At 69.8% G+C, this 19,933-nt stretch carries 13 protein-coding genes and 3 CRISPR repeat arrays; of the genes, 2 read left to right on the top strand and 11 right to left on the bottom strand.

What is annotated here, in order from left to right:
- The coding region (locus ACWCXX_RS37050; RefSeq protein WP_451135112.1) for a transposase at window positions 1–310 on the top strand (310 nt) is incomplete at its 5' end.
- Window positions 311–740: 430 nt separating this feature from the next.
- Entirely contained in the window at window positions 741–1,208 is a 468-nt protein-coding gene (locus tag ACWCXX_RS37045; protein ID WP_451135110.1) for a hypothetical protein, read from the top strand.
- A 57-nt stretch (window positions 1,209–1,265) separates the two neighbouring features.
- On the opposite strand, the gene ACWCXX_RS37040 is transcribed toward ACWCXX_RS37045, so the two are convergent.
- From ACWCXX_RS37040 to ACWCXX_RS36990, 11 genes are all read right to left on the bottom strand, one after another.
- Entirely contained in the window at window positions 1,266–2,561 is a 1,296-nt protein-coding gene (locus tag ACWCXX_RS37040) for a NucA/NucB deoxyribonuclease domain-containing protein (RefSeq protein ID WP_451135108.1), read from the bottom strand.
- 559 nt (window positions 2,562–3,120) lie between these two features.
- A CRISPR array of direct repeats spans window positions 3,121–6,198; the repeat unit is 29 nt; unit sequence GGGACCATCCCCGCGGGCGCGGGGAGCAG.
- 93 nt (window positions 6,199–6,291) lie between these two features.
- Window positions 6,292–6,648, bottom strand: a complete 357-nt coding sequence (gene cas2e / locus ACWCXX_RS37035) for a type I-E CRISPR-associated endoribonuclease Cas2e (protein WP_451135106.1) — start codon at window positions 6,646–6,648, stop codon at window positions 6,292–6,294.
- On the bottom strand, window positions 6,645–7,619 hold the full coding sequence (gene cas1e, locus ACWCXX_RS37030) for a type I-E CRISPR-associated endonuclease Cas1e (RefSeq protein WP_451135104.1): 975 nt from the start codon (window positions 7,617–7,619) through the stop codon (window positions 6,645–6,647). Before cas1e ends, cas2e begins: the two co-directional genes overlap by 4 nt.
- Before the next feature lie 4 nt (window positions 7,620–7,623).
- A complete protein-coding gene (cas6e, locus tag ACWCXX_RS37025; protein ID WP_451135102.1) occupies window positions 7,624–8,397 on the bottom strand; it encodes a type I-E CRISPR-associated protein Cas6/Cse3/CasE in 774 nt (257 codons plus the stop codon).
- The gene (gene cas5e / locus ACWCXX_RS37020) at window positions 8,397–9,116 is read right to left on the bottom strand and encodes a type I-E CRISPR-associated protein Cas5/CasD (protein ID WP_451135100.1); all 720 of its coding nucleotides are present in this window, start codon (window positions 9,114–9,116) and stop codon (window positions 8,397–8,399) included. The genes cas6e and cas5e overlap by 1 nt, the downstream gene beginning before the upstream one ends.
- Window positions 9,113–10,333, bottom strand: coding sequence for a type I-E CRISPR-associated protein Cas7/Cse4/CasC (gene cas7e, locus ACWCXX_RS37015; RefSeq protein WP_451135098.1), 1,221 nt, complete (start codon window positions 10,331–10,333; stop codon window positions 9,113–9,115). The genes cas5e and cas7e overlap by 4 nt, the downstream gene beginning before the upstream one ends.
- Window positions 10,330–11,064 carry a type I-E CRISPR-associated protein Cse2/CasB gene (casB, locus tag ACWCXX_RS37010; protein WP_451135096.1) on the bottom strand — a complete coding sequence of 245 codons (735 nt, stop codon included), beginning with the start codon at window positions 11,062–11,064 and terminating at the stop codon, window positions 10,330–10,332. Before casB ends, cas7e begins: the two co-directional genes overlap by 4 nt.
- Window positions 11,061–12,761 carry a type I-E CRISPR-associated protein Cse1/CasA gene (gene casA / locus ACWCXX_RS37005; RefSeq protein WP_451135094.1) on the bottom strand — a complete coding sequence of 567 codons (1,701 nt, stop codon included), beginning with the start codon at window positions 12,759–12,761 and terminating at the stop codon, window positions 11,061–11,063. The genes casB and casA overlap by 4 nt, the downstream gene beginning before the upstream one ends.
- On the bottom strand, window positions 12,754–15,684 hold the full coding sequence (gene cas3, locus ACWCXX_RS37000) for a CRISPR-associated helicase Cas3' (RefSeq protein WP_451135092.1): 2,931 nt from the start codon (window positions 15,682–15,684) through the stop codon (window positions 12,754–12,756). The genes casA and cas3 overlap by 8 nt, the downstream gene beginning before the upstream one ends.
- A 238-nt stretch (window positions 15,685–15,922) precedes the next feature.
- Window positions 15,923–17,598: a CRISPR direct-repeat array (repeat unit 29 nt; unit sequence CTGCTCCCCGCGCCCGCGGGGATGTTCCC).
- 199 nt (window positions 17,599–17,797) lie between these two features.
- Window positions 17,798–18,196, bottom strand: coding sequence for a hypothetical protein (locus tag ACWCXX_RS36995; protein ID WP_451135090.1), 399 nt, complete (start codon window positions 18,194–18,196; stop codon window positions 17,798–17,800).
- Window positions 18,196–18,462, bottom strand: coding sequence for a hypothetical protein (locus tag ACWCXX_RS36990; RefSeq protein ID WP_451135088.1), 267 nt, complete (start codon window positions 18,460–18,462; stop codon window positions 18,196–18,198). The genes ACWCXX_RS36995 and ACWCXX_RS36990 overlap by 1 nt, the downstream gene beginning before the upstream one ends.
- A gap of 458 nt (window positions 18,463–18,920) precedes the next feature.
- Window positions 18,921–19,928: a CRISPR direct-repeat array (repeat unit 29 nt).
- Window positions 19,929–19,933 lie beyond the last annotated feature (5 nt).

Here is a 19,933-nt window from a genome sequence, read left to right as displayed (position 1 = left end):
CCGTATCCGAGGACTTCGCGGACGGCCGCGGCACCGGCCGGGTCGGCTGTTCGCCGACCGCGGCTACGACTTCGACAAGTACCGGCGCATCCTCCAGGCCCGTGGCATCACACCGAAGATCGCCCGTCGAGGTGTCCCGCACGGCTCGGGGCTGGGCAAGACACGCTGGGTCGTGGAGCGGACCTTCGCCTGGCTCCACCAGTTCAAACGACTGCGGATCCGCTACGAGATACGCGCAGATCTCCACCTCGGCCTGCTTCAACTCGCTTGCAGCATCATCTGCTTGAGACGACTCCGAACCTCATTCTGAAACGATCAGTAACTCGAAGATCCTCCCACGCCATTCGCCAACGTGACAGTCCCAATAGGAGGGCTCGGTGGCCCGACATCCGATGAGCAGTTCGCAGCCCCAGCTCCCCGTACGGTCCCCGGTCTCTGGAAGGAGCTCGTGGCTCGCGTGGTGAGGGAGAGGTGCCCGTACGGACGGCTCAGGTCACGATCATGACGTCATCATGGACATGTGCGACAAGCTCCGGCAGGTGCACGGCGACGGGGCCCTCTGCCTGTGGAGAGGAGTCCGGCTCCAGGTCCTGAGTAGGGGTCACCCGTCACCCTGCACTGCTATTAGGTCTTGAGCATTGCTCCTGTTGTATCGGAGCCTGGGTGTAGTGAGAGGCCGTGCAGGGGCACGGCTTACCATCTCGGAGAAGACCGGCAGCTCACCATCGAAGGGAAAGCTCGTGGCGCAGATCGTCCGGCAGCAACGGGTAGAAGCGTTTGTGGGGTATCACGCCTTCGGGTTGCAGGAATCCGATGATGCGGACCTGCCGGTCGCTTTCCCGGACGAGTTCGACTTCGGTGCCTTCCTCAGCACCCATCCCGGCCGTCTGGACATCACCAGTGGCGGCCACACCCACACCGCAACGGCGGACGTCGAGGTGTGGGACAGTGCTCCGCCTCCGCAGGATCCGGCCAGCTGGGACGAGCAGGCCGAGGCCGGCCTCGAGTCCACCAGCGGACAACTGGCGGTCTGGTCCATGCACACGGGCCGGACGGACGACGTCATCGTGCTGGCGGACTCCGGTGGCTCCTGGCGGGTCCGGGTCAGCTGCGCCGGCCGGGCAGAGGCTGCTGCCCTGTCGGAGGGCCAGGGAACCGGAGCCGGGGTGGAGCGTTACCTCATCCAGTTCTGGCCGGCGAACGCGTAGACGAAGAGCGCGCCGACGGGATGAACCGGTATCCGCCCCGCCGACGCGCACCCCAGGTCAGGAGACGATCTTGACGATGAAGCCGTCGTCGAGTCCGTCGATGATGCGGTTCTTGCCGTAGAAGCTCTTCAGGATCAGACCACCGGCCTGGTTGTCGTCCTTCGGAATGGGCTTGGCCGAGAAGTTGAACTTCTTGGCTTCCTGGTCGAACTCAGGTTCCGCCGCTCCCTCGTAGGTACTGGCGAACGGGTACTCGTCGCACTCCTTGCCACCATTGGTGTAGTCGGGCCCCCAGTACCGCTTGCACTGCTTGACCGCCGCAGCACGGTTCTTTTCGTTGCGGGTCTTGCTCACCGTACGGTGCAGCGGATCCTTCGCAGTCTGGCCGGGCACCTTCTTCGCCGACATGTACGGCTTGGTGTCCTGCGGAACCAGAAACGCCTGACGGATGTGCGCGGCCTCAGCCTGCTCCTCCGCGCCCTGCTTCGCACTCAGGGCGAGCGTCGTGAGATAGCTGAAGGTAGCCGCGCCCTTCTTCTCCGGCTTCCCGCCACCAGTCGAATTGGCCAGGTACGACGCCGACTCCCAGCGGGGAGCGAGCATGAACAGCTTGCCTCCCAGCGCCCCTCGCAGTGTCCATCCTGGCGGAGGCGTGTAACTGATGTCCGGTTCGTAGACCGCGAAGAGCAGGTCCAGGCTCTTCATGCTGCCCTGCCCGGTCTTGGCGGTCACCGTCTCGTTGAAGGCCCGTTGCGCCTTCAGCTGGGCGAATGTCTTCGTGCCCGGCATTTTGCCACCCCGGGTGTACTTCGCCCCGGCAGGCCAGCTCTGCGGGATGCTCCCCTTGGTCGTGATCGACATCGCTGACGCACCGGTCGTGCCGGTGGTCAGGAAGTCGGTGAAGTAATACTGGAAGTTGATGACGCGGCTGTTCTTGGCGATTGTGCCCACAACGCGGACGTTGAACATGCTCTCGCCGACCGGCCGGTTGTTCCGCATCCATGTCTGCAGGAACGACGCCCCATTGCACACCGCGAACCGCGACTTGACGAAGAACGACTTGTCGCTACCCAGCCCCTTCTTGCACTCCTCGAACGACATCGTCCGTGCCGGTTCCGGCGCCGCCGCCGAAGGCCCCACCACCGCCTGCGACGCAGGAGCACTCCGGGCCACCCCGGACGGTCTGCGCGACAGCTGTGCGTACGAAGCCGCCGGGCCGACCGTTTCCAACGGCAGACGAGCCTTGGGCTCAGCCTGCGCCGCCAGCTCCCGCAGGCGCTGCATACCAGAGCCGCTCTGCAGGTCTTCCAGCGATGGTTTGGCCGCACCCGCTGGCAGGGTGTACGACTCCACCCCCAGATCCCCCGGCCCGCCTGCACCTGCTTCCGCAGGAGTCGCCACTGACACTGCAGCCAGTGCAGTTACGGTCGTCAGCAACCGTGTGCCGAATCGCCACCGCGCTCTGTTCATCAAGCAAATCCCCCAAACATATGTCATGCCAGGCATCACCTGACACTGGTCACACCCCACCCTTCCGAACGAAAGACCGAAAACAAGAAGGTTGCGCCGCTACTGGCTTGATCACCTTGGAACCTTGTCCGAGACCACCACAAGCCGCCGGCCCCCGCCTCCCAGCCGACTTCCGTGTGGGGAGTGGTCAGGGGGCATGAAGGAGACGCTGGTTTCGGTCCGTCTCGGACCGCTCCAGGGATGAGCATGTGGCGGCCCAGTACGGTGTTCACCGGCTGGGTTCGTTTCACCGACCGATGATCCGAGGCCGTCGACGCCTTGATGCAGTACCTCCCCACAGCCGTCGCGGTAGCGCTCCCCTGGTGCCGAGCGTGGCCTGCAGGTGAGGGCCGAATGCACGAAACCGCCCCTGCTCGGCTGAAGCTGAGCGGGGGCGAAGTGAGGCAGAAGCCCCGCGGGCGCAGGGAGCAGGCGTGGAGGGCGCGGAGCAGACTCAGCACGGCGGGACCATCCCCGCGGGCGCGGGGAGCAGCGGAAGATGTCCGGTGAGCTGTCGCACTGGGCGGGACCATCCCCGCGGGCGCGGGGAGCAGTCCCCGCTCGCGTGGCACCACGCGGTCCAGGCGGGACCATCCCCGCGGGCGCGGGGAGCAGCCGGCCGCACCGAAGACGGCCGACCGGTGGAGGGGACCATCCCCGCGGGCGCGGGGAGCAGAGCTTGAGCAGAGCCTCGGCGTCAAGCGCCGCGGGAGCATCCCCGCGGGCGCGGGGAGCAGTTGGCGACGGCCCTGAGCCCGTTCCGGCGCCTGGGACCATCCCCGCGGGCGCGGGGAGCAGGAGATCGAGGAGCTGACCAAGCGCGGCCTGTGGGGACCATCCCCGCGGGCGCGGGGAGCAGAACAAGTCGTACCGGGGCAAGTCGATGACCCCGGGACCATCCCCGCGGGCGCGGGGAGCAGAGGCTGACCTTGACCCGGATCTCTTCCTTCGGGGGACCATCCCCGCGGGCGCGGGGAGCAGGATCTCACCCGTGCTCCTCCAGCGCGCGACGCGGGACCATCCCCGCGGGCGCGGGGAGCAGGTCAGGAGGAGCAGATCGGGACGGCTGAGTACGGGACCATCCCCGCGGGCGCGGGGAGCAGCATGCCGACCGGTCCGGGTCCTTGGCGTTGATGGGACCATCCCCGCGGGCGCGGGGAGCAGCGGGGCCGGGGAGTGGTGCGGGTGGTGGAGCCGGGACCATCCCCGCGGGCGCGGGGAGCAGCGGGGCCGGGGAGTGGTGCGGGTGGTGGAGCCGGGACCATCCCCGCGGGCGCGGGGAGCAGCCCCCGATCGGTCCCGGAGACCGAGTGAGGACGGGACCATCCCCGCGGGCGCGGGGAGCAGATCCGCGGCGTGCGGAACGCGGCCGGGTCCCTGGGACCATCCCCGCGGGCGCGGGGAGCAGTCCATCGCCTTCATGTTGCCGCCGCGCGCCTGCGGACCATCCCCGCGGGCGCGGGGAGCAGCTGTCCCGGGACCCTTCACGCCAACCCAACTAGGGACCATCCCCGCGGGCGCGGGGAGCAGTCCATGACCGGCGGTTCCCCGGCCGCGGGGGAGGGACCATCCCCGCGGGCGCGGGGAGCAGTGCCCCCGGCTGTCCGGGGGCACCCGCCGCTCGGGACCATCCCCGCGGGCGCGGGGAGCAGCTGTCCCGGGACCCTTCACACCAACCCAACTAGGGACCATCCCCGCGGGCGCGGGGAGCAGTTCGACACGTGGGCGCGGACGTAGGGGGTGGCGGGACCATCCCCGCGGGCGCGGGGAGCAGTCCGCCTTCCGAGTGAGGGCGGTACTGGGGCAGGGACCATCCCCGCGGGCGCGGGGAGCAGGCGGCCGACAGCGCGGCCAGTTCGTGGGTCAGGGGACCATCCCCGCGGGCGCGGGGAGCAGCACCCCCACCCTGGAGGACCAATGACCGAGGCAGGACCATCCCCGCGGGCGCGGGGAGCAGGTCCTCGCCCCGGCCTGCCAGCTCCTCCAGCCGGGACCATCCCCGCGGGCGCGGGGAGCAGCGCGCCTGGTGCTGATGATCCCTGATGCGGGGGGACCATCCCCGCGGGCGCGGGGAGCAGTGGACCCGCACGCTGCGGCGGGCCGACCCGTCGGGACCATCCCCGCGGGCGCGGGGAGCAGCTGCGGGTGCCGATCGCGCTCCTGCGCGGCTGGGGACCATCCCCGCGGGCGCGGGGAGCAGTCGGCGAAGGCGTCCTCGAATGCCGTGGCGTCGGGACCATCCCCGCGGGCGCGGGGAGCAGGTCGGCCCTGTACCGCACACCGCGGGTTGACGGGGACCATCCCCGCGGGCGCGGGGAGCAGGCGTTCGCGGTCGCCGCCGCGTACTACCTCCTGGGACCATCCCCGCGGGCGCGGGGAGCAGGTGTTCTCGGCGCGGCGCATGGCGGCCGAGCAGGGACCATCCCCGCGGGCGCGGGGAGCAGCCGCACCAGTCCGCTGTAGCCACCTCGTTGGAGGGACCATCCCCGCGGGCGCGGGGAGCAGCGGAAGTCGGGGCTTGGGCATCTCTCGGACGAGGGACCATCCCCGCGGGCGCGGGGAGCAGGTGAATGCACAAGACCGCTTCGCCAAGCCGCCGGGACCATCCCCGCGGGCGCGGGGAGCAGGAGGCCCGCACCACCGGTGCGGGCCTCTCTGGGGGACCATCCCCGCGGGCGCGGGGAGCAGTCAAGGAGGAGTCCGCGGCTGCCCCGGCGGAGGGGACCATCCCCGCGGGCGCGGGGAGCAGTGTGCTTCATGCTGAGCGGGTTGGGCCGGATGCGGACCATCCCCGCGGGCGCGGGGAGCAGTCATGACCTCGGCGGACTGCAGGACGAAGGGCAGGACCATCCCCGCGGGCGCGGGGAGCAGTCCTCGTGCCCGTTGATGCCGGCCCTGTCGTAGGGACCATCCCCGCGGGCGCGGGGAGCAGGCGAGCCAGCGGTGCTCGCCGAAGAGGATCACGGGACCATCCCCGCGGGCGCGGGGAGCAGCGGCGCCCCATGCCAGGCTGACCGGCGTCAGGGGGACCATCCCCGCGGGCGCGGGGAGCAGTCGGTCAGGATTCGGCGGATGGCTGGGGGCAGGGGACCATCCCCGCGGGCGCGGGGAGCAGAACGCGAGTGCGTCGAGTTCTTCGGCCGGGCCGGGACCATCCCCGCGGGCGCGGGGAGCAGAGCGACGTAGCCGAGATCCGCGGGTCGAGGAGAGGACCATCCCCGCGGGCGCGGGGAGCAGAAGATGAAAGCCCGGGATATCGCCCGTATCGGGGGACCATCCCCGCGGGCGCGGGGAGCAGCTGCGCCTTTCTCCGGGAGGGGGTTCACGAGCGGGACCATCCCCGCGGGCGCGGGGAGCAGAGGCAATGGACTAGCCTTGCCTGCATAAGCCGAGGACCATCCCCGCGGGCGCGGGGAGCAGACGAAATGCCGTCCGCGCAGGTCACTGCGGAGGGGACCATCCCCGCGGGCGCGGGGAGCAGGCTCCGTGACCTGTGGTTTTAGTGCGGGTGTGCGTCATTCTGGAACACTTTCACGGATTCTGGCATATAGGTTGAATCGCACATCAAGGGCATTCATGTTCTCCTGAAGCGGCGCCGTTTGGATGCTTTGCTCCAACCTGGCTGCGGGCTTTCGCTATCGCTCCTTGGCGCCGCCGCAGGGTTCGGTCGGCGGATGAGCGTCAGGCCTTCGTGGTCGGCAGGGTGCCAGTTGTGATCGTGGGTCCGGAAGGTGAAACCTTGTTCGTTTTTTGTCGTATGCGCGAGCAGGGCTCGGCCCTGACCCGCGTATTGCTGTACCTCGTCCCACAGCACGTCGCGGACCCTTGCTGACGGGTTGCCGATGAAGACGCCTGCGGAGATCTCAAGCAGCCAGCGGGTGAGGAACCCACGCAGGCCGGCAGGACAGTTGGTGAGAACGATGACGGTCACCAGAGCATCACCCCGTCCTCGCCGCTGTCCATGTCCTCGTCCCTGCCCCCGTAGTTGCGGCCGGCTGGAACCTCGTGGCCGCCATCGCTCTGGAGCATGACGACATCCTGGTCGCCAGAGGCCGCACCGTCCGGCAGCAGGAGGCGCTTGATGTCGTTCACACAGCGGTCCAGCAGTGATGTTTCGTTGATGCGGTCACGCAGAGCTCTGCGGGTGCGGGAGGCCACGTCCTCCTCGTCCTCCGCTGCGATGTCGAAGGCCAGGGGGATGCCGATCTCGGTCTTGTAGAGGTCGGCGATGTCGAGGACGAAGGACAGTTCGTGGCCGGAGTGGACGAAGCCCAGTGCGGGACTGCAGCCGAGGGATGCCACGACCGCGTGTGCGATGCCGTACATGCACTGGGCGGCGGCGGTGATGGCCTGGTTGACCGGGTCGCCTGCGGTGAAGTCGCCTGGGGTGTATTTGCGGCCGCGCCATCGGATGCCGGTGCGAGCTGCCTGGGCGCGGTAGCAGTCCTTGACGCGGCGGCCTTCGCTGCCGAGGAGTGCCTTGCGGGTGAGTCCGGCCGGGTCCTCGTCGGGGAAGCGCAGCCGGTACATGGCGCGGGCGACGGCCAGTCGGCTGCGGGCGTTCGCCCACTGGACGGCCTGGGCCTCGGCGAGTGCGGACGAGCGGGTCAGGGCGCGCCCGCCCGCGTAGTAGCGCACGCCTTGTTCTCCCACCCAGGCGACGGCGGCGCCGGTCTCGCCGAGGACGCTCATCGCCTGGTGGGTGATGCGGGTGCCGGGGCCCAGGAGCAGGGTGCCGATGGTCGCTGAGGGAATGTGGGTGGTTCCTTCGGCGTCCTGGGCGGTGATGGCGTTGGCGTCCCGGTGCACCGTGCAGCGCTCCAGGTAGATGAAGGAAAGCCGTTCGCCGGTGCGGGTGAGGTGACGCGGGGTGAGGGCTGTGCGCTGGGAGACCGTCGCCACCGTTTCACTCCGTGCCGGTGACCGGCGCCAGGGTGACGAGGCCGCATCCGTATGCTTTCGCCTTGCCGATTCCCTGGGTGAGGGTGCGGCGCAGGAGGACGGGGTCGGTCACTTCGAGCCGGCCGTCGAAGGTGACCTTCACGATGGTGACGGGGTCCTTGCGGGGGCCGCCGTTGCTGCGGTGCTTGTCGAAGGACAGGCCGTGTTGGTCCAGGACGGTCAGTTCGTACTGGTCCCCGGGGTGCTTGTGGTTTTTGAGCGTTGTCCCGCCGGGCAACAGGCGTTTGCTGTCCGGTTTTTCGAGGATGCGGAAGCCGCCGCGCTCCTGGCGGTCGAGGAGCCAGGCCATCTGGTGTGCGGGGGTCAGGTGGGCGGTGCGCTTCTTCGGTTCGTCCGGCTTGCGGCGGATCTGATGGATGGGGTTGGAGGTCAGCCGGAATGACCACTTCTGCCCTGCGGCCAGACGGTCGAGGAACGGAGTGTACGGCTTGGTCTGCCAGCCCGGGGTTTCGGGGTCGGCGGCCGCGGCGGGCCAGCCGGCCTGCTCCACGAGATGGGTCAGGTCGGGCCGGGCGGGGCTGACGATGTACAGCAGCACCTCGGCCCGTGCGTTCTGATCGAGGCGCCACAGCACCCGCGGCCCGTCGGGGGCGGGCGTGTCCGAGGGCAGCAGGCCGGGAAATGAGGCCATGACCGCCGCGTGGAGTGCCTGGGGCGTGGAAAGAAGGCGGCGGGCGCCGGGGCGGGCGGTGTTCAGTCGGAAACGGGTCAGGAACATCAGGCGCTCTCCTCCAGGGCCTCGAACGGGTCATGTCGGGGGCGGCTGGGGACGGCATCCGGGTTGGGGATGTCCACCGTCCTGCTGACTACGGTGCGCAGGGCATGCCGGCGGTGTTCGGCGGCGAAGCTGAGAGGCTGGTCGCGCTGGAAGTCCGTGTCGTGTTCGTCCTCGTCGGCCTCACGCAGGACCACGAGGGACACCGTGGCCTCGCTGCGGCGCTGCCGGCGGTACCAGGGCGATGCCTGCCATTCCTCGTCCGCCAGCACCTGGTCGAGTGAGGTTTCGTCGTAGAGCCCAAGTTCCACCGGGCGGGCGGGCGGACAGGAGCGGCGGCCCAGGAACGGCGGGTAAACCGGGGCTCGCAGGGCCGCGTGCAGGGAGGTGAGGAGTGCGTGGTCGCCTTCGAGGGCTGCTACGAAGACCGCGTCGGCGAGGTAGAAGCGCTCGGACAGCGGCATGGAGGTTTTGGTGACGCTGTGGTGTGCGGTCTGGAAGTCCCGTACGCGGGTGCCCGGCTGGTCGATGCGGACGCCGAAGCGAAGAGCGGCCAGGTTCATCAGTGCCGCGTCGTCGCCGCGTTCGATGCCGGACGCGGCGGCGAGCATGCCGATCACACCGCTCTTGGTCGGCGCGGACTCGGTGGTGCGGCGGGTGAAACGGGCGGAGGCCCCCCAGGACTGCAAGGGGCCTGCCAGTCTCAGGGTGAGCACGCTCATGCGGGCTTCTCCAGGAGCTCTTCGACGGCCTGGCCGACCGAGGCGACGAGCTCGGTGATGCTGGCCGATTCGGTCCCGATACCGGCGAGCTTCCGTGTGTTCGGGCCAACACGGAGCACCCATGTGAGGGTGGACTCCTCGTCTCCGTACGCCCGCTCGATGTCGGGGATGTACTCCGCCAGGCGTGCGGACGCCTCGGACACGTGGCCGCCCTGGTCGCTGCGGACCGGATCCTCGAACGCGGCGACGAAGCTGATGGGCCGGGTGGTGCGGAGCTTGACGATCACGGCGTCGGGCAACGTGTGGTGACCGAAGGTGTTGATCTTCCCGGTCGGCAGGGACTCGGTGAAGCCCCGGACGAATGCCTCGACGGCGCGGCGCACCGGGGTGGTGCGCGACTCGTCCTCGCGCAGCCCCTCGCCGAGGTTGGCGGCCAGCTGATGAATGCCGAGGCCCGCGTAGCGGTAGAGAGTCGCCGAGTTGAAGTCGACGGTGCCGATCATCCCGGCGCCCGGCTCCGAGTCCTTGTTGTGGTCGTCGACGGCCGTGAAGTAGTCCGACTCGTTCTCGACGCGGTGGACGCTGATGGCATGGGCGACCTGGACAGCGGCGTCGACGTTGTAGTCGGCGTCGTCGGCGACCATGCGGCCGAACAGCGCGATGTCCACGGAGTGGCGGGTATCGGCGATCTGCTTGGCCCGGGCCTTGTTGTCCTTGTCCTTCAGGAACGCCTTGATGTCGGCGGCCCCTTCGACGGCGAGCCGGGCGAGTCCGGCGAGCTGGCGGGCACTGAGGAAGACGAGGTACTGGGCCTGAGGCGTCTGCTCCGCCGCATCCTCCTTGCCCTCGCCCGCCTCGGCCGCCGCTTTCTTCGCAGCACCGGTGCGCTTGGGAACCACGATCTTCAGTCCTGCCGCAGCCATGACCTCGGCCGCCAGCTTCAGCGCGTCGGCAGGCTCCAGCGAGGCGTCGACATCGCGGATACGATCGGCGAGGACATCGACGACCTTCTTGGTACGCACACCGAGCTCGCTCGGCTCGAGGAGACTCTCGGCCTTGAAGTAGTCCCGGGTGGCCTTCTTCCACGCCTGGCTGGAGACACGGGCCCGCGGCACTCCCCCGTACACCGCAGTCTTCGGAGCGCCGGTGTCGTCCCGGTTCAGGTTGCTGGGCGGAACGGTCTGCAGAGCATGCACGTCGAGATAGATGCGGTTCACGAAGCGTCCTTGTCGATGATGGTCGTGTCGGGGGTGGCAATGGGGCCGGTGGTCGCAGCCGGGCCCTCAGCGGGTGTTTGTTCCCCGGCGTTCTGGTCGTCTTCGCGCCAGGCGTGGAAGGAACGGCCCCATTCCCTACGCACGGCGTCCGGGCCACCGGGCTGCTGCCAGTGGTAGAGCTGTCCAGCGAGCAGGGCGTAGTCCAGGGAAAACTGCTCGCGGCGCAGCAGCAGGACGATGTCCCGCAGGCGCTGGGCAAGGGCGGTCAGATCCGGTGCCGTGCCGGCCCGGACCAGGCGTTTGCGCAGGGGTTCGTCGATCTCGCCCGGCGTCATCATGCGGCGCACCGCGGCGCCCATTCCGCGCGGCTTCTCGCGGCTGCTGGGCTGGTGCATTCCGGCCTCGCCGCGGGACTGCTGGTGCAGGGCCCATAGAGTGAGAGCGATGTGCAGGGCGTCCTCGGCGCGGGCCAGTTGCTTCTCGCTCAGCGCGTGGGGGCCCTCGTGCGGCTCGTGCAGCGGGGTCGTGTCGACGAGATTCCAGAGGTCGGGGAGCTGTCCGGCTTCACGGCCCGCGCCTCTGCGGAGCCTGGCCAGGGCTGCCACGTCCTTCGGATTGTCGGCCAGGTACCCGCGCTGGAACGCGGTGATGCGTTCGGCGGCAAGTTTCTCCACCCGCTTGCGGACAGCGGGCCATGCAGTGCTGGAAGGCGGGGCGGGGGTGGTCGTCATGCGTGCACCTTCGTGGCGGTGTCGGTCGCCGGGGCGCTGCCCGCGCCCGGCAGTCGGTCGGGGAAGTCCGGGTGGCCCAGGCACTTGTTCAGACGGGACCGGAACCACTTGCCCGCGAGAGCGGAGTTGAGCCACTCGGTGCCGCTCTTGAGCGTGATGGTGCGGCCCTGCCACGCGGCGTCACCGGCCTCGGCCATGAGACGGCCGCCGAGCCTGCTCACGGTCCGGTGCACCTGACGCTGCCATGCGGTGCGCTGCTCGTACGGGTCCTGCTGACCGTCCAGACCGGCCAGCCACGTGCGGTACAGGGTGTCGAGCGCGGCGAAACCGAGGTCGCGGGCCGTGGCACCGGGCCCCGCGCTCTCACTGCCCGCGGCACGGGCAAGGTCCGTGGCGAGGTCCCCGAGCGCGTTGACGGCATTGTTCGCATCGGTGACGGCACCGACGGCCTGCTCGGCGAACTCACGGTTTTGCTGGTGGAGCAGGACCACCGCCATGGAGACGTGGTCGTCGACGACCTCATCGATGACGGACTGCTGCGTGCCGTACTGGGCACCGACAATCCGGGCCCGGACGAAATACCCCTGCTCCAGCTCGCCGGCCGTCACCAGATAAGCGAGCCACTCCAGGACACCGGGCCGCAGACGGTTCGCGGCCTCCGCACCCTGGGACGCCTCGGCCCGGTCGGCGATCAGGGAGGCGATCCCCCGCCACGCGGAACGGGCCGGGTCGTGCTCACAGGGCATGTAGACCAGGGACTCGCCGTGCTTCTTCTCCTGCGCCGTACTGCGCCGCCAGGCGGTCATCGGCTCGCAGCCGTGCTTGTTGCGTGCGTGGAGCGGATCGCCGTAGCCGAGAACCACCCCGTGCACGCCGTCGGCGTCGGCGTGCAGGAGCAGGCGCCGCGACTGCCAGGTGTACAGGTCGCATACGCCGGTGGGCGCCCGCTTGGGCCCCTCGCCCGGCCCGCACACCTCTCGCCGCCAGGCGGGGAGGTCCTCGCCGGTACCGGCAGTGAGACCGGGGGTGTCGGCGGGTGCCACGAGGTTGAGCAGGAGGGTCTCGCGCAGGGTGCGGCCCTCCGCGAAGACTCCTCCGAGGTTGCCCGCCCAGCCGACCCCGAGCGGATACACCTTGCCGCCCTTGACCCGGGCGTCACCCACGACGCCGGTCTTGATGCCGGAGGTGTCGTAGGCGTGGGTGTGGACGACCCAGCGGGCGGCCTCGGCGAAAGTGAGCCGGTCGACGGCGGGCATCCGCGAGCTGAAGAACGGCTCCCCGTTGGGGACATCGGCCACGATGCGGTTGAGCGGGAAGACCTCGTTCTTCGCCGTGTGCAATCCGGCGACCTGGAAGAACGGTGCCCGGGCGTCGAGCAGGTCGAACCGGTGACGGTGTTCGCCGAGGTAGGCGGCCAGGGGGGTGAAGCAGTCCTCGTCCTCCCACAGATCTGCCCAGTGGTCGGAGTCCCGCGGCCCTTCAAGTGCGTCGTGGGCCACGGCGAGCAGCAGGCGTAAGAGGGCAAATTCCTGGGTGGGCAGGTCCCCGACGAGCCGCCGCAGGTCACCCGCCTGCTCGAACACCTCCCCCAGCGATAAATCGTCCTGGGTGCCGTCCAGTCTCAGCACCGGAATCCAGGGCCGCGTGGTCAGGTCGAACGACAGCTTGTCCGCCGTTTCTTCGCTTGGTTCAGGCACGGGTCACCTCAAGGCCGTCGCTCTCGCTGTACCGGAGACGGAAGCCTGCCAGACGGGTCTGACAGTCCTCGTCGAGCGGCAGGATCAGCTGACCGGCGAGCCAGTGGCTGTCCTTCACCTGCCAGGCGGGAACGTAGAGTTCTTCCAGCTCCGCGATCGCCCGGTCCATGACGTCGGCGTACGAGAACTGGATCGGCAGCCGCAGCCCGCAGCTTGCCGCAGCCCGTGCCGTTCTCGTCGCCGGCACCTGGTCCCGGGGCAGCTCCAGCCCTCCGAGCCGGTTGCCATGACGGTCCGGGGCCAGCCAGGGCACCGTCCTCAGCGACCCGTCGGCACGCTGCTGCACGACGACCACTTCCAGACTCTCCCTGCTGTCACGGACCTGGGCCCGCCCCATCCGGGTGTCATCCGCATCACCCACCCCCGCCGCCACCCATCCGAACAGCGGCTTGCCGTCCTTTCCGGCCTCCTCCAGCCGGAACACAGCCGCCCGCCCCGCCTGGTCGGCACAGTGCTGCTCGTACCGCTCGAACGCCTCGGCCATCACCGGCGCCCAGCTCTCCGGCCCTGCCGGACCCTCGGCGTATGCCACCTGCACCAGCGGACTGATGTCCTCGGGCAGCCGTACAGGACGGCTGCCCCCTCCTTCGAAATGAGGCAACAGCGCGGCCGCGCACCGCAAAAGCGCGTGAGCCCCGTACACAGCCACCGACCCCCGCACCGGCACCGGCACCTCGGCCGCCCAGTCGGCACCCGTGACCAGACAACGCGCCCGGCGCAGCCGCACAGGACGTTCACACTGCCCCTCGCCGCGCTGATGACGGTGAAGACGGCCCATGCGCTGGAGCAGCAGGTCGACCGGGCAGAGATCGGTGACGAGCAGATCGAAATCGACATCGAGGGACTGCTCGGCCACCTGGCTGGCCACGACGATGTGCGGCCCGGCCGGGCGGTTCTCCGCCTTGCCCGGCGGCCCGAAACGCTTCAGGAGATCCGCGTCCTTGGCCGCCCGGTCGACATCGATGAAGCACGAATGGGCAACCGTCACGTTCTCGTCGCCGAACCTGCCCCTGAGCGCCTGCGCCGTCTCCAGCACCCGCCGCACCGTGTTGCGCACCACCAGCACGCACCCGCCGCCCTCCAGTTCGCTGGCGAGCCGCTCGACAAGGACGTCGAGAGCATCGTCGGCCTGTTCCAGGACGACGTCCGTGCCCCGGCCACAAGCCCCAGGACTCCTCAGGACCGGCTCCCCGCCAGGCGCCACGGCAGCCAGCAGCGGATAGGCACGGGCCTCACCCACCGCCTCGAACCCCGCAGCACCACCGGCCGCCTTGCCGCCCGCATACGCCTCGACAAGCTCACGGCGCCTGCCCGCAGGCAGGGTCGCGGACAACACCACCACCGGCACCCGGTACGCACCGAGCCACGACAGCACACGGTCGAGATAGACACTCATGTACGTGTCGTAGGCGTGCGCCTCGTCGATCACGACGACCTTGCCGGCAACCGCGAGATGACGCATCGCCAGATGACGGCTCTTGAGCCCGGCGAACAACAACTGGTCCACGGTCCCCGCAACGAAGGAGGACAACATGGCCTTCTTACGACCACGCAGCCAGGCATGCGCGACAAGCTCGGGAGGAGCCGACCGCGTCCTGTCCGAAGGACGCCACCGCGGCAACTCGGGCGCGTCCACATCAACGGCAACAACCCGATGACCGCTCTCACGCATCAGCCCCGCGAAGTCCTCGTTCAACGCGGCCTTCGAATGGGCGAGCAGAACCGAATACCGCACCCCCTCCGCTGCGCCGGGCAGCCGCTTGAGCCAGTCCAGAAGACGGGGAAACATCGCATTGCCCGTAGCCATTGTCGGCAACGCGAAAAACACACCACCCGCACCCGAACGGGCAGCAAAGATCTCCGCGACCGCGAGAGCGGCCTCGGTCTTCCCCTCCCCCATCGGAGCCTCGATCACCATCAGCCCCGGCTCCTCCATCGCCCGCGCAAGCTCGACGGCGGCTTCCTGCACCGGCCGGACCTTCGCACCCGCCGGCAGCCCGAAACGGGAAACGAAAAGCCCCTGAGCATCACCCCCGGGATCATCCGGACACCAGGGCGCCGGAAGATCCAGCCCCCGCCACGCCGCAGCCACCCGCTCCTCACTGCTACGGGCAACATCCTGCGGAAAGTACGGGAACAGATCGGCATTGCTGGCGACCCAGTCGGCAACGATCACCAGCGCCGTGAGCAGCACCTGCACCGGCTGCGGCAGCTTCACCGACCGCCATTCCCTCAGCCGCTCCCGCACTCCGTACTCGTCGGCACACGCGTCGAGCAGTTCGGCCTGCACCCGCTGCCACACGGCCCGGCTCGGCCCCGGCGTACGCAACAGCTGACCGTTCTTGTACAACGCGGCGATCTGCCCGGGCTCCGGTGGCACCCCATGATGCCCTCCCACCACAACCGTGAACTGCCCGGCCTGCTTCACCGCCCACCCATACCGCTCCTGCAGCCACTCCCCCAGCAACACCTGCCCGGCCAGCCCATGCGGCGCAATCCTGCGATCAGGACCGATGGACTGCTGCGAGCACATCTTCAGACCCTGATCATCCATACGGCTCGCGAGAGGTTCGACCTGGCAGGCAAACGCGGGGGTGGCCTTCCCGATGTCGTGCACTCCCGCCAGCCACACGGCAAGCCGCCGCGCATCCTGCTCACCGCCGGGAAGCGCCGAGGCGATCAGCCTTCGTACACTCGCGGACAGCCATGTGTCCCACAACAGGCCGGCGACAGCAGCGCTGTCCTCCATGTGCCGCCACAACGGCAGCCACCCGTCGGTCTCCCTGTCGTACTTCGCCCATACCGTTAGAGTCGGCCCCTCGAGCCTGCCCCGCAGGGAACAAGACTTCCCCTCACCTGTCATGCCAGATGAATACCGGCAAATCCTGCTCCAGGAAGCCTGTATGACGAAGATTCAGAGGATCGGCTTCCAATCCGGGCACAACTCCGCGGGAACAGGCGGACAGACTCTAGGATGGCCGCTTTACATTACGGCTTCCTGCCCTCACGCCAAGGAACTAGTGGAGTATGTGCACTTTGTCGGAATCGGTGAAAGTGGGGGAAAACTGCGTTCCGCACCGATAAAGCCGCAGGCCACGAAGCTGCTCCCCGCGCCCGCGGGGATGTTCCCGCAGGGACTCTGCGGTGATGGACGACTGGTCACTGCTCCCCGCGCCCGCGGGGATGTTCCCTGGCGGGCGCGCTCGGCGTCCTCGGCCGCCTTCTGCTCCCCGCGCCCGCGGGGATGTTCCCCGGGTCTGGTACGGCCAGAACGGGCCTGCCCGCTGCTCCCCGCGCCCGCGGGGATGTTCCCTGACAGATCGGGGCCCCGATTCGGGGCCCCCGCTGCTCCCCGCGCCCGCGGGGATGTTCCCGCGTCCGGGAGCATGAACGCCACGCCGTCCTTCTGCTCCCCGCGCCCGCGGGGATGTTCCCCCCGTGCCCGACGAGCCGACTCTCGGCGAGGTCTGCTCCCCGCGCCCGCGGGGATGTTCCCTGGACATCCCGGAGACCGCCCAGCCGTGGACCCTGCTCCCCGCGCCCGCGGGGATGTTCCCACCGCGCATCCCGCCCAGCCCTTGGAAGGGAGCTGCTCCCCGCGCCCGCGGGGATGTTCCCGGCCTGAAGGAGGGCGAGGCCGCGGCCGTGCTCTGCTCCCCGCGCCCGCGGGGATGTTCCCGAAGCCGGCATCTCCGGCGCCCCGGACCAGGACTGCTCCCCGCGCCCGCGGGGATGTTCCCCCGACTGGATCAACCGGTGCGTGGACAAGCAGCTGCTCCCCGCGCCCGCGGGGATGTTCCCCTGGACGCCGCGATCGCCAAGGCCGACAGCGACTGCTCCCCGCGCCCGCGGGGATGTTCCCAACTGACTGGGGACCCCCATGAACAAGCAGAGCTGCTCCCCGCGCCCGCGGGGATGTTCCCTTCAGCTTGTCGACCTTCGGGTCGAACGGCCGCTGCTCCCCGCGCCCGCGGGGATGTTCCCGCGGCGAGCGTTCCGGGACGGATGGACAGAAGCTGCTCCCCGCGCCCGCGGGGATGTTCCCGCCCCTTCCGCGCTCCTGCGGGTGCGCCGGATCTGCTCCCCGCGCCCGCGGGGATGTTCCCGGTGACCATCATGACCCCGTCGCCCGCGTAGGCTGCTCCCCGCGCCCGCGGGGATGTTCCCTGGCAGACCCTGCGCAGGCGTTCGTACTTCTCCTGCTCCCCGCGCCCGCGGGGATGTTCCCGGTCCAAAACCATGGCCGTGTCCCTGCGCATGCTGCTCCCCGCGCCCGCGGGGATGTTCCCGCCGGCCTGCGCCAGATGGGCCGACTCACCACCTGCTCCCCGCGCCCGCGGGGATGTTCCCGGCCGGCCTTCGACGTAGCAGGGGTGGCCTTCCTGCTCCCCGCGCCCGCGGGGATGTTCCCCCGCACCCACCGAGCCGTGCCCCCCACCCCCTCTGCTCCCCGCGCCCGCGGGGATGTTCCCCCGGCGGCGACGGCCAGCGACCACTCACCGTGCTGCTCCCCGCGCCCGCGGGGATGTTCCCTCGACGACCTCCGCAACCAGGTCCCCGACGGCCTGCTCCCCGCGCCCGCGGGGATGTTCCTCCGTCGGCTGTCGCTGCTGCTGGAGGTGACCGCTGCTCCCCGCGCCCGCGGGGATGTTCCCGAGACGACGTACCGGGGCGGTCGACGTCGAGCCTGCTCCCCGCGCCCGCGGGGATGTTCCCGAGAACTTCCGAGAACTTCCGAGACGTTCCGACTGCTCCCCGCACCCGCAGGGATGGTCCCGGCTTCCGCCCGAGGACATCCCAGCGGATCCGCTGCTCCCCACACCCGTGAGGATGGCCCCTGGGCGAGGGTTTGATCGCGAACCCGAAGCTCTGCTCCCCGCGTCTGCGGGGATTTGGTCCCTCGGCTGCGAGGACCAGGGCCTGGAGGGCAATCTACTCCTCTTACCTGCGGGGTAGACCGCCCTCTGTCGGGCGGTCTACTGGTTGGGATGGACGGCTTGGATGCCGGTTCCCTCGTAGAGCTCGGGCGTGAGGGTGAGCAGGTAGCGGCCAGCGGGGAAGTCGGCGCAGGGGCGGGCGGCGTGGATGGCGTGGACGGCTGCCCAGGGGTGCCCGGCGTGGAGCAGTTCGGTGGCGGTGAGCGCGGCGGTGGTGTCGAAGGGCTCGATCGTGATGAACCGCAGCCCGTGGATGTAGGCGAGGAGGCCGGGCCGCTCGGTGTCGCCGACGGTAAGAGAGAGCGCCGGGGCATAGAGAGTGCCCAGGCCGCCAGAGGCTTGTACGTAGAACGCGGCAACGGCCTCGGTGTGCGGGTTCTCGGGGTCGTGGAGGGCGGTGGCGGTCGTGTGGTCCAGGACTACCGCGATCGGCCCCACTATGCGGCGGCCGGGTTCTGGCGGGCGCCGAGGCGTTCCAGAAGTCTGCGGGCCTTTGCCTCGGCTTCCTGGCTGGGAGCGGTTCCCAGGACTGAGGCGAGCTCGGCGCGGGCCTGTTCGGCGCGCTGCGCGTACTCGGCCCGGGTGGGCCGGCCTACGGCGAGTTCCTCGACGAGTTGCCGGATCGTGGTGTCGTTCTCGGCTGCCAGGGCGGCCAGCCGGTCGCGGGTGGATGCGCTCACCTTGATGCTTGTTTCGTCTGCCATACCTCGACTCTACTGCTAGTAGAGGGCTGATGCAGAGCCGTCGGCGGGACCCGGGGCTGGAGCCGGTAACGTACTGATCGCCCCGCCCCAAGACGCAGGTCGCCGCGAGCCGTGGACCACCCCGGGCAGGCTGCGAGCGTGGCACCGGCTGCGGGGTGATTCTACGATCCGGTCCGATGGACTGCTGCAGGCACATCTTCCGCAGGGAAGCTCCCAGCTGCGTCGCAACCGCGCCCTCCTCGGCCTCCTCTCCCCGCACCCGCGGGAATGGTCTCAGAGGCCGGTTTCTGATCGGGGTGCGACTCTGCGGGAGCGGGCGGGCAGGCCCTAGGATTGCCGCCTTGCATTGCTGTCGCCTGCCCCTGCATGAAAGAACCGAGCAGCATGCCCGTTTTGCCGGAATCGGTGAAAGTGGGGGAAACCTGCGTTCCGCGCCGACAAAGCTGCAGCTCACGGAGACTGCTCCCCGCACCCGCGGGGATGTTCCCCGACGCCGTGCACGACCGGACCCCGGCCCAGTGCTGCTCCCCGCACCCGCGGGGATGTTCCCGCGCGGCGCATCCGCTCCAGGCCGTCGCGCGGCTGCTCCCCGCACCCGCGGGGATGTTCCCCCCGACCGCTCGAAGGAGGCGTGTGGAAGTGGCTGCTCCCCGCACCCGCGGGGATGTTCCCGCGAATGTGACGGGCCAGGGTGGTTCCAATTCCTGCTCCCCGCACCCGCGGGGATGTTCCTTGCGACCAGGGCGTGACGGAGCTGGAAGCGCTCTGCTCCCCGCACCCGCGGGGATGTTCCGCTGAAGGTGGAGTTGCCCATCGTCATCGTGTTCTGCTCCCCGCACCCGCGGGGATGTTCCCCTGCTCGGCAGTCGCCTCGGCGTCGGCAAGCAGCTGCTCCCCGCACCCGCGGGGATGTTCCCAGGCCGAGCGTGAACAAGCGGAGAAGGCCGAGCTGCTCCCCGCACCCGCGGGGATGTTCCCGGGTTCTTGCTGTCCTTCCGCGCGATGCGGCGCTGCTCCCCGCACCCGCGGGGATGTTCCCACCTGCATGGCCTGGACGTACTCGTCGCACCCCTGCTCCCCGCACCCGCGGGGATGTTCCCCGGGGCCGCCGCCGCCTTGCGCCGCCAGATCGCTGCTCCCCGCACCCGCGGGGATGTTCCCTCCTCGGCTACGTCCGGCACTCTGATCTCGCCCTGCTCCCCGCACCCGCGGGGATGTTCCCTCGGGGGCGGGGAGCAGGCTCTCCGCAGACTTCTGCTCCCCGCACCCGCGGGGATGTTCCCCGGTGATCCTCCGACTCCGACGCCTCAGCCATCTGCTCCCCGCACCCGCGGGGATGTTCCGGACGAGCGGGCCGCGCTGCTCGCATCCGTGCTCTGCTCCCCGCACCCGCGGGGATGGTCCCGACTTGCCCGCCCCGGACGTCCCGGCGATCAGCTGCTCCCCGCACCCGCGGGGATGGTCCCTTTGG

This window comes from Streptomyces sp. NPDC001732, assembly GCF_053596315.1.
Note: the sequence above shows the minus strand (reverse complement) of the source record. Positions and strands in the feature narration are given on the sequence as shown.